14 protein-coding genes are annotated in these 12608 nt (G+C 46.8%); 5 read left to right on the top strand and 9 right to left on the bottom strand.

Annotated features, from left to right (window positions below; translation table 11 throughout):
- Window positions 1-56: 56 nt before the first annotated feature.
- A complete protein-coding gene (infC, locus tag NYE72_RS01975; RefSeq protein WP_038568388.1) occupies window positions 57-575 on the top strand; it encodes a translation initiation factor IF-3 in 519 nt (172 codons plus the stop codon).
- Window positions 576-1107: 532 nt separating this feature from the next.
- Here the strand turns inward: infC and NYE72_RS01970 are convergent.
- From NYE72_RS01970 to NYE72_RS01930, 9 genes are all read right to left on the bottom strand, one after another.
- Window positions 1108-1284 (bottom strand): histidine phosphatase family protein, encoded by a 177-nt coding sequence (locus tag NYE72_RS01970; RefSeq protein ID WP_143758693.1) that lies wholly within the window; start codon window positions 1282-1284, stop codon window positions 1108-1110.
- Window positions 1285-1302: 18 nt separating this feature from the next.
- Window positions 1303-1905, bottom strand: coding sequence for a response regulator transcription factor (locus NYE72_RS01965; RefSeq protein ID WP_036682756.1), 603 nt, complete (start codon window positions 1903-1905; stop codon window positions 1303-1305).
- Window positions 1902-3056, bottom strand: coding sequence for a sensor histidine kinase (locus NYE72_RS01960; protein WP_038568385.1), 1155 nt, complete (start codon window positions 3054-3056; stop codon window positions 1902-1904). Before NYE72_RS01960 ends, NYE72_RS01965 begins: the two co-directional genes overlap by 4 nt.
- Before the next feature lie 4 nt (window positions 3057-3060).
- Window positions 3061-3795, bottom strand: coding sequence for an ABC transporter permease (locus NYE72_RS01955; protein WP_036682760.1), 735 nt, complete (start codon window positions 3793-3795; stop codon window positions 3061-3063).
- 2 nt (window positions 3796-3797) lie between these two features.
- The gene (locus tag NYE72_RS01950; RefSeq protein WP_038568382.1) at window positions 3798-4706 is read right to left on the bottom strand and encodes an ABC transporter ATP-binding protein; all 909 of its coding nucleotides are present in this window, start codon (window positions 4704-4706) and stop codon (window positions 3798-3800) included.
- A 195-nt stretch (window positions 4707-4901) separates the two neighbouring features.
- A complete protein-coding gene (gene nfsA / locus NYE72_RS01945) occupies window positions 4902-5654 on the bottom strand; it encodes an oxygen-insensitive NADPH nitroreductase (RefSeq protein WP_076275625.1) in 753 nt (250 codons plus the stop codon).
- Between the two features lie 31 nt (window positions 5655-5685).
- Entirely contained in the window at window positions 5686-8148 is a 2463-nt protein-coding gene (locus NYE72_RS01940) for a heavy metal translocating P-type ATPase (RefSeq protein WP_076275624.1), read from the bottom strand.
- 113 nt (window positions 8149-8261) lie between these two features.
- Window positions 8262-8462, bottom strand: coding sequence for a copper chaperone CopZ (copZ, locus tag NYE72_RS01935; RefSeq protein WP_036682768.1), 201 nt, complete (start codon window positions 8460-8462; stop codon window positions 8262-8264).
- Between the two features lie 53 nt (window positions 8463-8515).
- Window positions 8516-8863 (bottom strand): metal-sensitive transcriptional regulator, encoded by a 348-nt coding sequence (locus tag NYE72_RS01930; protein ID WP_051491259.1) that lies wholly within the window; start codon window positions 8861-8863, stop codon window positions 8516-8518.
- 259 nt (window positions 8864-9122) lie between these two features.
- Here NYE72_RS01930 and NYE72_RS01925 point away from each other — a divergent pair, with 259 nt between their 5' ends.
- The 4 genes from NYE72_RS01925 (at window position 9123) to NYE72_RS01910 (ending at window position 12550) form a co-directional block, all read left to right on the top strand.
- A complete protein-coding gene (locus tag NYE72_RS01925) occupies window positions 9123-10643 on the top strand; it encodes an MDR family MFS transporter (protein ID WP_036682771.1) in 1521 nt (506 codons plus the stop codon).
- A gap of 5 nt (window positions 10644-10648) precedes the next feature.
- The gene (locus tag NYE72_RS01920; RefSeq protein ID WP_036682773.1) at window positions 10649-11215 is read left to right on the top strand and encodes a PadR family transcriptional regulator; all 567 of its coding nucleotides are present in this window, start codon (window positions 10649-10651) and stop codon (window positions 11213-11215) included.
- 89 nt (window positions 11216-11304) lie between these two features.
- Window positions 11305-11520 carry a hypothetical protein gene (locus tag NYE72_RS01915; RefSeq protein WP_052096730.1) on the top strand — a complete coding sequence of 72 codons (216 nt, stop codon included), beginning with the start codon at window positions 11305-11307 and terminating at the stop codon, window positions 11518-11520.
- 52 nt (window positions 11521-11572) lie between these two features.
- Entirely contained in the window at window positions 11573-12550 is a 978-nt protein-coding gene (locus NYE72_RS01910; RefSeq protein WP_036682775.1) for an aldo/keto reductase, read from the top strand.
- The last annotated feature ends 58 nt before the right edge of the window (window positions 12551-12608 follow it).

The raw sequence follows: 12608 nt of genomic DNA, 5'->3' as shown, positions 1-12608 counted from the left end.
AAGCTAGTTCCATATATGATAGCTTTATCATCGTTATCAGGGGAGGATTCATAGAAGTGGCAGTATTAATCAATGAACAAATCAGAGCATCCGAAGTAGTCCTTACAGGACTTAGGGGTGAGAAGCTGGGTATCGTCTCCCGGGAAGAGGCGCTGGCCATGGCCAGATCAGCAGGTGCTGATCTGGTATGCACCTCGCTAATGAGCAGCCCACCGCCCTGCAGCCTAACTGCAAAAGGCAAAGCAAAAGCGGCCGCGCAGAAAGAAGCAGCCTCAGCACGCAAGGCCAGTGGGGGTTCAGCTGCAAAGGGCGGCAGCAAGGAGAAGGTCAAAGAACTCCGCTTTACTGCTCATATTGAAGAGCACGACTACGATACTAAGCTCCGTCAGGCTGATAAGCATCTCCGCTCCGGCAAGCCGGTGCAATTAGTCGTGAAGGCATCCGGCGCCAAAGAAGCGGCTGCCTCCAAGGCCGTATTGGAGCGACTAGTGACTGACTTGAAGGACGTTGGAACGAAGGAAACGGGCATACAGACAGGCGGCAAAGGTTCACAGGTGAAATTAAATCCACGGTGAAGAGTGGAATTTCAGATAGAGTAGGCTCAAAACTAAAATGAGTCGACCATTTCATGAAAAGCTGCTGCTATCTGCCAATGTAGCTTTATTGCGAGCAGAATTCAGAATTGCGTTCGGACACCACAGCCCTTATTCGTAACTATTTCGCTGTTCTGGGATGCTAACGGACTTCAGAGACTTTATATCACTAAAATAGCACGATATTCCCTCCATTTATGGAAAATAAGATCTCTCGAGTCCACAACTTCCTCCAAAAGGCTTAAAATGTACAAATAGCTGCATCTAAGTCCGTTAGTACAATAGCAAGTGGAAATCAGGAACTGGGCAAGGGGCACGATTCTTATATGCAAGCAAAAGTGCCTTCGATGTCCCTAAAGAACGGTAAGCGCTTATGCGAGAAATAGAAGGTAATGTATCGTGCCGAACTTATACGTTCTTGTTGTATTTAAAAAAAAGGCCATCCTCTGCGGGATGGCCTTTCACTTCATAGACAATATCCTAGCTCGCTCTTAATCAGTCACCTTAAACATGATTACCCATTAATCCCCTTGGGCGATAGTTCATACCCCAATGGTGAAGCATATAATTCAACCAGACCGATAGATGCCATGCGTTTTCCCAATGCCGCTGCTGCTTCCTGATGCCCGAATTCCGTTAGATTATCTATGGAATAGTCCGGATCACCATGACGAATCAGAAATATTTGCATAACAATACCCTTCTCCCCTCAAATCCAGCCTTTTTCTTCCGCCAGCCGTACCGCCTCAATCCGGCTTTTCACTTCCAGCTTGTTGAGTATTTCAGAGATGTAATTGCGGACAGTGCCGTAAGACAGATGCAGCGAAAAGGCTATCTCGCTCGCGGTTTGCCCTTCTCCAGCCAGTTTTAAAATCTCTCGCTCCCGTGCTGTTAATGGATTCTCCTCCCGCAAACTGCCAAAGACTAACTCCGGAGATACCTCCCGATGTCCAGCCATGACACGACGAATAGATTCAGCTAGCTTATCTACAGGCTCGTCCTTCAACAAATACCCTTGAATACCAGCCTTTACTCCACGCTCAAAATATCCCGGACGGGCAAAGGTAGTCAAAATAATAATACGGGTCGGACAACCCTTACTCCGCAATATTTCTGCAACCTCCAGCCCGCTCTTGAACGGCATTTCAATGTCCATGAGACAGACATCCGGCTGAAGCTTGTCGATTAAAGCTAACGCCTCCGCCCCATCACAAGCTTCTCCGACTACTTCGATATCGTCTTCAAGATCCAGCAAAGAAGCCATCGCTCCCCGAAGCAGACGTTGATCCTCCGCTATAACAATGCTTATCATGCAGTCTCACCCCCTTGTGCATCTTTTACGATTAGCGGGATGGCAACGATCAGCTTAGCTCCCTGACCCTCAGCTGAGCTTAGCGACAGGGAGCCATCAATCAGGGATAGGCGCTCCGCCATCCCCTTCATGCCATTTCCATCGCTAAGCCCGCCGTTCCCTTTCTCCCCGTGCTGTAGGCCAATGCCGTTATCTTTAACGGTAATTCGCACTTCTCCAGCCAGCTTTGCCACTCCTATGAAGCATTTATCCGCTCTGCTATGCTTCACGATATTAGTCACCGCTTCTTTGATACAGAGGCTGAGGATATTTTGCGTCAGGTCGGATACCCCCTCCAGAGAGATATCCCCTTCCACTTCTAAGGCGATCTCTGCCGTCCGCAGCATCTCTCCAGCTTCAGCCAGTTCCTCTGCTACTGAGACCGCACGCATTTCCGACACTAGCTCACGCACTTGACGGAGCGCAGCCCGTGAAGTGCGCTGGATTTCCCGCGCTTCCTCTTGGGCTCGCTCCGTATTTTTCGTCACCAGCTTCTCTACGAGTTGGCTCTTTAACGTAATCAAGGACAAGGTATGGCCAAGGGTATCATGCAGGTCACGGGCGATTCGCATTCGTTCCTCACGCTTCACCAGCTCTTTAATTACCTCATTCGCTTGATCCAGCTCTTTCTCCAGCTTCTGATTCCGATTCATGGACCTCACTCCGAACGGACTAATCAACATAATAACAATAAACGGAGCTAAAAATATCACACTTCCCCACTCCATCCCACGACCCACTAAGACCAGCACCGAAAGGATCATGATCACAAAAGAAGTAAATGCAATTTTGAAACCTTTATTCTCCGTATAATATGCGATAAAATTTGCGGTGAAAAAGCCCATGTACAGATTATAGGGGGTATAGAACACACTAAGCACCACGATGATCAACATTTGAATAATTAACCAAACATTAAACACTCCACCCCGCACCCAATACAGCTGGCGATAGCTGAGGGCAAATACCGCTATCATAATCCCGCCCAGAATGAGCTTCATTCCAGTCTCCCCGCGCAAATTCAGGATGGGCAAAACCAGATAAACAGCCCATACAAAAGGGAAAAAACCCTGTTTTTGTGGAAATAACCGGAACTTCGCACGCTCAGCCATTCATTCACACCGCTTCCTGTTTTTTTCGAATATAGACCGATAGTAACATAAAAACTACCAAATATCCGAGCAAAATCAAGACATTACTCCACGTCGGAGCTGATCCACGAACGATCTCCCAGGCTCCATTCCCATAGTTATAGGAAGGCAACCAATGACCAATCCGCTGCATTAATCGTGGAAGAATCTCAATCGGCATCCACATGCCCCCTGCTACAGCAAGAGCCATATAAATCACGTTGCTGACTCCACTGGCTGTATCCACCCGTTTCATAGCACCTACAAGCGTACCAATCGCTAAAAATGGTAGAGAACCGATCAGGATCCACAGCCCGCTAAGCACCCATTGACCCGCGGATAAAGAGACGCCATTGATTAAATAGCCTGCGATAAAAATACAAATGACCGAAAACAGATGCATCATCGTCTGTCCGAACATTTTTCCGAAAAAATAGATCGAACCCGGCAGCGGTGTAATCCGAATAAAGGTGGTCCAGCCTTGTGTTCGCTCTTGCACCAACCGGATGCCAAGCGTCATAATGGCTGAGCCCATTACACTGAAGGTCGCCATAGACATTAAATAATGAGCACGCCACGTTAGGTCATCGCTGCCTGTATTGACCACCCGGGTGAAGATGAAATAGAACATGATGGGCATGAGCAAAGACCAGAACACATAATAGGGATTACGGATGATCCGCAGCATTTCTGCTTTACACTGTACAGTAATTAGTCTCATGGTTAGACAGCCTCCTCTTGGTTCATGGTCAATTGTTCAAAAGCCTCATCCAAACGTCCCTGATCAATTCGAACATCCTTCACGGGAAGTCCAGCCACAAAAATCGCTTTAAGCGCTTCATCTGTATCCTCTGTGGTCACATGAATGCGGCCATCTTTTTCATAACAATCCTCTATAGCAGCTAGTTCTAGCAGGTTTCTGCGCAATTGCGAGCGATCACCCACAGGCAGGAAGGACACGGAACGCTTCACAATCCGCGATTTAATCTCATCTGGACTTCCGTCCGCAACTAAGTGGCCTTTACTGAATAACAGAATACGATCCGCGATATCTTCTGCTTCCTGCAAATAATGGGTCGTGAACACAATCGTTTTTCCTTGCTCCGCAAGTCCACGAACCGTTTCCCAGAACCGCCGCCGGGAAGTAATATCAAGTCCGACTGTAGGTTCATCGAAAAAGATCAGCTCCGGATTACCCGCGAGGGCTAGCGCAAAACCCAAACTACGCTTTTGACCGCCCGAGAGCTTCTCGGCGTATCTATTCAAATCGGCTGGCGCAAGTCCAGTAGCCTTAATTAGAAACTCCATATCCATAGACTTTGGATAATAGCTGCGGATCAGATCAATGATCTCCCGCACCTTTAGCCGATCCATTACACTTACTTCCTGCAGCATCGCTCCAGTCTTTTCACGTACTGCTTTATCCTTCGGATGACGCCCGAACAACTCCACTGTACCCTCGGTAGGCTCTATTAGCCCCAGCAGCATGCCTAATGCCGTTGTTTTACCCGCTCCGTTCGGTCCTAGAATAGCTGTAATCGAACCTTTAGCAATGTTAAAGGTGATATTATCTACGGCCTTTTTATCCTTATATATTTTGCTGACCCCGTGCATTTCTATAATATTATCCATAACGTAATCCCTCCGCTTCCGAATGCGTTTGATCTATTTCAATCATATGGAAAAAGAAGAAATGACATTAGTATGGACTGTCATTTCTTTAAGATGACAACTGTCACCTTCCTGGCTCCGAATAAAAAAGAGAGGCTGCCCTATCAGTAGAATGAACTACTAATAAGGCAGCCTCTTTAGGTGAAGAAAGTTTAGTTATCTTCGAAGGAATCCTTTTTCCAGCAGGAACTCCTTCATATGCAGCCGTGCTGGCTGTGCCAATCGCTCTGCCATAATGGCCGACCAAGGGGTGTCTTTGGCGCCGTGGGTCCGCTCACGCATATAGTCTGAGGAGACTTTATCGTAAGTTTTGACCTGCTCCACAGTGGTTTCCGCATTGTAGCGATTACGATGCAGAACAGCCTCTAGTGGAAGCCGCGGACGCAGGCCCGAAGCTCCGTCAGGATAACCCACACACATCCCAAATATCGGGTAGACCAATTCAGGCAGTCCCAGCAATTCCGATACCTCAGCGATCCGGTTACGGATTCCACCGATATATACAATTCCAAGTCCTAATGATTCCGCAGCCACTGCAGCATTCTGTGCAGCAAGCGCAACATCAACGGTAGCTACAATCAGGTTCTCAGCAGAATCTTCATAAGAAGTCTCTCCCTGCAAATGAGGTTTCGTCACCTCGCGCAGCCGATACAGATCAGCGCACCAGACCAAAAACACTGGGCATTGTTCTATATAAGCCTGATTGCCCGCTAATCCCGCAAGCTCCGTCTTTAGTGCCGGGTCAGTAACTGCAATAACACTATAGGCCTGAACATTGCTTGAGGTTGAAGCCATCTGAGCTGCTCCAATAATAGCGCTAAGCTGATCTTCACTTACTGGCTTATCCCGAAACTTGCGGACAGATGCATGTTTCATTAACAGAGAAATTGTATCGTTATTTACTTGCACTGTGGCCACTCCCTAAATAGTGATGGTGATATTACAGCTTTACCCGCTGTAGCCGAAGTGCATTCAAGACAACAGACACGGAGCTAAATGCCATCGCAGCTCCTGCCAGCCATGGGGCTAGAAACCCAAGTGCAGCAATCGGTATTCCTATTGTATTGTAAGCAAGCGCCCAGAACAAATTTTGTTTAATATTTCTCATCGTTTTGCGGCTCATCATAATCGCATCAGGAATACTCTTCAAATCCCCGCGCATCAGCGTAATATCTGCTGCTTCCATAGCTACATCCGTTCCTGTCCCAATCGCCATACCCGTATCGGCAGTAGCCAGTGCCGGAGCATCGTTGATCCCATCCCCAACCATGGCAACCTTAGTCCCATTTTGCTGGAGCTTGCGAACCTCTTCAGCTTTGCCCTCTGGCAGAACCTCTGCTAACACTTTTTCGATCCCTGCCTGCTTCGCAATAGCCTCAGCTGTAATTTTATTGTCACCAGTGATCATAACGACTTCAATACCCATATCATGAAGCGCGGCTACAGCCGCTTTTGAGGTCGGTTTAATCGTATCAGCAACGGCCACAATTCCAGCGATTTCTCCCTCTACCGCTACTAGCATAGCTGTCTTTCCCGACTCCTCCAGCTTCTTCATAATTGGAGTCCATTCTGTGATATCGAGCTGATGATCTTCCATCATCCGCCGTGTGCCTACCATAACCTGCTGATCAGAGATAACCGCCATAATTCCACGTCCGGGCACATTATCAAACTGCTCAGCAGTAGGCAAAGCCAAACCTCTATCAGCGGCGCCAGCAACAATAGCTTCCGCAAGTGGATGCTCTGATAGCTTTTCGGCGGCTGCAGTTAAAGCTAACAAACGGTTTTCCGCGTTTTCTTTTCCATAAGCTGCAATTCCAGTAGTAGTCACAACATCGGTAAGCACGGGTTTACCATTCGTCACTGTACCTGTTTTATCTAGCACAACGGTCTGGATCCCTTGCGCTCCCTCTAAATGCTCCCCACCCTTGAAGAGGATTCCAAGCTCTGCTGCCCGGCCCGATCCTGCCATAATGGAGGTTGGCGTTGCCAGACCTAGCGCACATGGACAAGCGATTACGAGCACTGCAATAGCTTTTTCGAGGGCATCAGCGAACTGGCCAGGGGCTGCCCAGAAATACCAGATCAGAAACGTTATCACAGCAATACCCACAACAATCGGCACAAAAATCCCTGAGATTACATCGGCAATCCGTTGAATCGGAGCTTTGGAGCCTTGAGCTTCCTCCACTACTCGGATAATTTGAGCCAGCGCAGTGTCGCGACCCACTTTATTTGCTTTGATTCTCAAGATACCATTCTTATTCATAGTGGCACCGATCACGGTATCCCCTGGTTTTTTCTCCACAGGAATACTTTCCCCGGTCAACATCGACTCATCCACAGAAGAAGATCCCTCGACAACTTCGCCATCCACAGGCACCTTAGTACCGGGCTTCACCAATACAATATCGCCAGGAATGACTTCATCTGTCGGGATATTCATTTCTTGCCCATCCCGAATTACGAGGGCGGTTTTTGCCTGAAGCCCCATTAAGCTTTTGATTGCGTCAGAGGAACGGCCTTTCGCCAGCGCCTCAAACCATTTACCGACAAGGATAAGTGTAATGAGTACAGCACTCGTCTCATAATACATTTCTACAGTATGATTCATTCCCTTCATGCTTAAGGAATCAATGGTCAGATAAAGACTGTAGAAATAAGCTGCCGACGTCCCTAATACGACCAACACATCCATATTGGCACTCCGGTTACGAAGGGCTTTATAAGCACCGACGTAGAACTGCCAACCGATGATAAATTGCACAGGGGTAGCCAGAACAAGCTGGAACCAAGGATTCATAAATATATCCGGTGTTGGAATCCAGCCGGTGAAGGAGAAATGACCCGCCATCGCCCATAACAATGGGAACGAAAGAATTGCAGAAATGATCCATTTCCACTTTTTATGCTGAATTTCTTTTCCACGACGATCCACATGATCCTTGCGGTCTTCTTTAAGAGAAGCTTTATAGCCGATACTGCTTACCTTCTCCATGATCTCCCTTGGACTGATATTACCGGGTGTATATTCTACATGTGCTGTTTCCAGCGCCAAATTCACATTAACTGCTGCTATGCCCGGTGTACGGCTCAACACTTTTTCAATCCGTGAGGAACAAGCAGCACAGGTCATCCCCGATATATCAAAATCCGCAGATTCTTTAATAGTGTCATAACCAAGAGAACGGATTTTATCTTCAATTTGTGGCAACCCTGATACTGTCGGATCAAATCCAACAGTAGCCTGTTCCAAGGCTAGATTCACATTCGCACGAGATACGCCGTCCATTCGGGACAAACCTTTCTCAATCCGGGTTGCACAAGCGGAACAAGTCATCCCTGTAATCTGTACAGTTGCCTGCTGTTCGTTTGGTGAAGTTGTTGTTTTGGTTTTATCCATGATTTCCACGCCTCCACATACCCCTATAGGGTATGATAATTTCTAAAAGAAAAGGCATTGGAGCTTCGGGTTGCTTCCCCATATCACTCCAAGCCTTATTACTGTGCTTCAAACTAAACTACGTCATACCCTTGATCTTCAATCGCTTCTTTAATCGCGCCAAGGCTTACTTTGTTCTCATCATACTCGACGGAAACTTTCTTAGCAGCAAGATCAACTTTAGCTGTTGCTCCAAGATTGCCTACGGCTTTCTCTACGGAGTTAACACAGTGACCACAAGACATTCCTTCAACGTTTAATGTAGCGTTTGACATTAATATAACCTCCAATAAATGTTGTGAAGCTATGCTCTAGAAGCATTAGCTTATTATTTCATTAATTTGTTAACCGTAATTAGGAGCTCGTCGATAACCTCATGTTCGCCAGCTTCGATTCGCTCAACAATGCAACTTTTCATATGCCCTTCTAGCAGCAACTTACCGACACCATTTAACGCCGCCTGTACCGCTGCGAGCTGGTTGAGCACATCATCACAATAGGTATCCCGCTCAATCATACCCTTTACCCCGCGGATCTGGCCTTCAATCCGGTTGAGGCGCGTATTCAAGTTATTCTTGAATTCTGCCGAATGATGACTTTTTCGTTCTCCTGATGATGAAGAATGACAATTTATGTCGCAGGATTCTGCAGCTTGCTCTTTCTTGGCAGTAGACATAAGAATCAGCCTCCTTGGTTATAATATAATATACCCCCGTAGGGTATGTCAAGAGGCATTCCTAATTCATCCACAGATGATCTCCACCGGTAGTTTGTCCCTTTATTACCGCCGTATTCTTCTATGGTTGGCTATACATCTCTATTTTCCAAAAAAACTATTGCCTCCCTATTCAAATTTGAATATAATAAATTTTGCTTCCAATTATGAACATTTTTCGAACAGAACTATCACTATTTAGAAGAAGGAGCTGCGAAGCATGCATACTAAAGAAAGTAATCTTAAACTCGTAGTAGTTGGCCTGCTGCTTGGTATTCTTATGTCCGCAATGGACAATACCATTGTAGCTTCAGCTATGGGAACGATAGTCTCAGATCTCGGCGGTCTGGATAAAATCGTATGGGTCACCTCGGCTTACATGGTAATGGTAATGGCCGGAACCCCTATCTTCGGCAAGCTCTCTGATATGTACGGACGTAAACGTTTTTTCATTTTCGGATTGATTGTATTCCTGATTGGCTCGGCTCTGTGCGGTACTGCCACCAGTATCACACAGCTCAGCATTTACCGTGCCATTCAAGGGATCGGCGGCGGTGCACTAATGCCAATCGCCTTCACCATCGTTTTCGACATTTACCCGCCTGAAAAAAGAGGGAAATTGACCGGTCTCTTTGGAGCCGTCTTCGGAATTTCCAGTGTACTTGGACCTTTACTCGGTGCCTATATTACCGACTATGTTGGTTGGCAGTGGGTATTCTACATTAACCTGCCGCTAGGAATTATTGCACTGTTCCTGATTGCAACTTCTTATAAGGAGTCGATCTCCCACGCTAAACAGCGCATTGACTGGGGCGGAGCCTTCACTCTGGTTGGCGCGATTATCTGCCTAATGTTCGCTCTGGAACTTGGTGGTAATCAATATGCTTGGGATTCCAGTGCCATCCTTGGCTTATTCGTAGGTTTTGCTGTTCTCTTGCTGGCGTTTATCCTTATTGAGAGAGTAGCTGCTGAACCTGTGATCTCGTTCGCTATGTTCCGCAAACGGTTGTTTGCAACAAGCAGCGTGACCAGCTTATTTTATGGTTCTGCTTTTATTGTAGCTACTATTTATATCCCTATCTTTGTGCAGGGTGTATTTGGCGGCTCAGCTACGAACTCAGGGCTGATCCTTATGCCGATGATGATCGGTACGGTCGTTGGCAGTCAGACCGGGGGGCTGCTTACAACAAAAACCAGCTTCCGCAACATTATGATCCTATCCGCAGTCTGCTTTGTCGCAGGGGTCTACAGCCTAAGCACTTTATCACCAGATACCTCCCGCCTCATGCTTAATGTATTTATGGCTCTGACTGGGTTCGGCGTAGGCTTTTCCTTCTCCGTGCTGAGCATGGCAGCTATCCATAATTTCGATATGCGCCAACGGGGGTCGGCAACATCAACCAGTACCTTCATGCGCTCCCTTGGAATGACGCTGGGAATTACGATCTTCGGGATTATTCAGCGGAATAGCTTTACTAACAGTCTAAGCGATGCTTTTGGCGGTAGTGAACAGTCAGCAGCCTTCGGAGATCCACGCGCTGCGTTAACACCTGAAGCAAGAGCGAAGATCCCTGCTGAAATATTAGAGAAAATATCAAGTGCGTTATCCACCTCTATTGCACAAACCTTTATGTGGGCTTTGATTCCTGCAGTGCTCGGTCTAGTCTTTGTACTGCTCATGCCAAAAGACCGTCTTACCATTCCTGCTAAAGCTGTTCAGGCGTCAGAGGGCAAAAGGTAACCATTATGTCCATGAAATTAGCCATTTTAGGTTTACTGCTGGAGCGGAACATGCATCCCTATGAAATCACATTAGTGATGAAGGAACGTTCCATGGACCGGATCACCAAGCTGCAGATGGGATCACTCTATTATGCTGTGGATAAGCTTGCACAAGATGGTTATATAGAAGCTTTAGAGGTCATCCGCAGCAGTGATCGGCCGGACAAAACGATCTATGCCATAACAGAGCAAGGTAAAGCTTTATTCGAACAGCTTATCCTGCAACAAATTAAGAAAAACGAACCCTTCTATCATCCGATGTATATGGCGCTTGCTATGTCCCGTCATATCGATCAGAGCAAGGTTGAGAAGCTGCTCGAGGAACGCCTACGGGAAACAGAACATCAGGTTAATCTGGCTTATCAGGTATACGAGGAACACATCTCCATCGTGCCTCGTTCTGCCCTGCATCTAATGTACGGTACATATGAGCACACCCTGACTGAGCTAAAATGGCTGCAGCGCCTATACGATGATGTTGTAGCACGCAAGCTAAAAGACATAGGGACACCGTTGAATTTAGAGGCCTAATGGCCTCTTTTTCTGTTTAAGGGAGTCAAAATACGTTTATTAACGAGCACAATATCCATTAAATCTCAAAGGAAGACGAGGCGGTAAAAATGACCCAAGAAAAACATCAGCTGAATAGTGGCAAACGGGATCACCCGGAACAATATCCAACAGAGAAAGAAAGTCTATTTGATCTTCATGAAAGTGAGCAGAATGTAGACCCGATTCCGATGGAAGATTTGACACTGGAAAAGCAAGAGGAAAAGAATAAAGAGGAGACCAAACACCGCTCTTCCAGCGACAAAAAATACCATACGGGCTTCTGAGAGTGTACAATAACTACAAGTACGCAATCATATTTTCCAAGGAGGAATCACATTGTTGAAAGCGTTACCTTTAAACAAGCGCGGGATTCCCGCAAGCCGCATTGCTTTAGGCTGCATGGGACTAGGCGGTGACTGGGACCATGAGCCGATTACTGCGGAGAATGTTAAACAAGGGCATGAAGCGGTCGATGCCGCACTTTCCATCGGCATCAACATGTTTGATCATGCAGATATTTACACTCGTGGCAAGGCGGAGAAGGTATTCGGTCAGATTTTTAAGGATCGTCCAGGACTACGTGAAGAAATTATAATTCAATCTAAATGTGGAATTAAGCTAATGGAGCCTGGGGACAGCACTAATACGTTTGATTTCTCTGGCCAACATATTCTGAACAGCGTGGATGGAATATTGTCACGACTTGGGACCGAATACATTGATATTCTTCTATTGCATAGACCCGATCCCTTAATGGATCCTGAGGAAGTAGCCTCCGCATTACATCAACTGAAGGCCGCTGGTAAGGTTCGCCATTTCGGGGTTTCCAATATGAGCGCCGCTCAGATCAAGCTGCTGCAGACTTATTGCGATGAACCTTTTATCGTAAACCAGCTGCATATGAGCTTGGCTAAGATCAGCTGGGTGGATGCTGGAATCAGTGTAAATCGTGAACCCTGGAAGGATATCATCTTTCCTGAGGGAACCCTTGAACATTGTCGAATGGAGAACATTCAGCTTCAAGCCTGGGGGCCACTCGCCCAAGGTCTATTTAGCGGGCGTTCATTAGAGGATCAACCGGAGAATATCGTCCAAACAGCAGCTATGGTCCAACAGCTTGCAGATGAAAAAGGAACAACACCCGAAGCCATTGTATTGGCTTGGCTAATGACACATCCAGCTGCCATTCAGCCTGTTATTGGAACTGTGAATCCGAAGCGTATTACTGCCTGTGCCGATGCGGACAAGCTGGAGCTTAGCCGTAAGGAATGGTACGACCTGTATGTTAGTTCACGTGGTTCAAAACTTCCGTAACATATACATTTATATTCTCAACTTCATTACTCCACTTATACCCGGCTCGCGTTTTTAC

Source organism: Paenibacillus sp. FSL L8-0333 (genome assembly GCF_037965665.1).
GTDB lineage: Bacteria > Bacillota > Bacilli > Paenibacillales > Paenibacillaceae > Paenibacillus_AQ > Paenibacillus_AQ odorifer.
The sequence above is the reverse complement of the archived record's forward strand: the minus strand, read 5'-3'. Positions and strand labels throughout refer to the sequence as shown.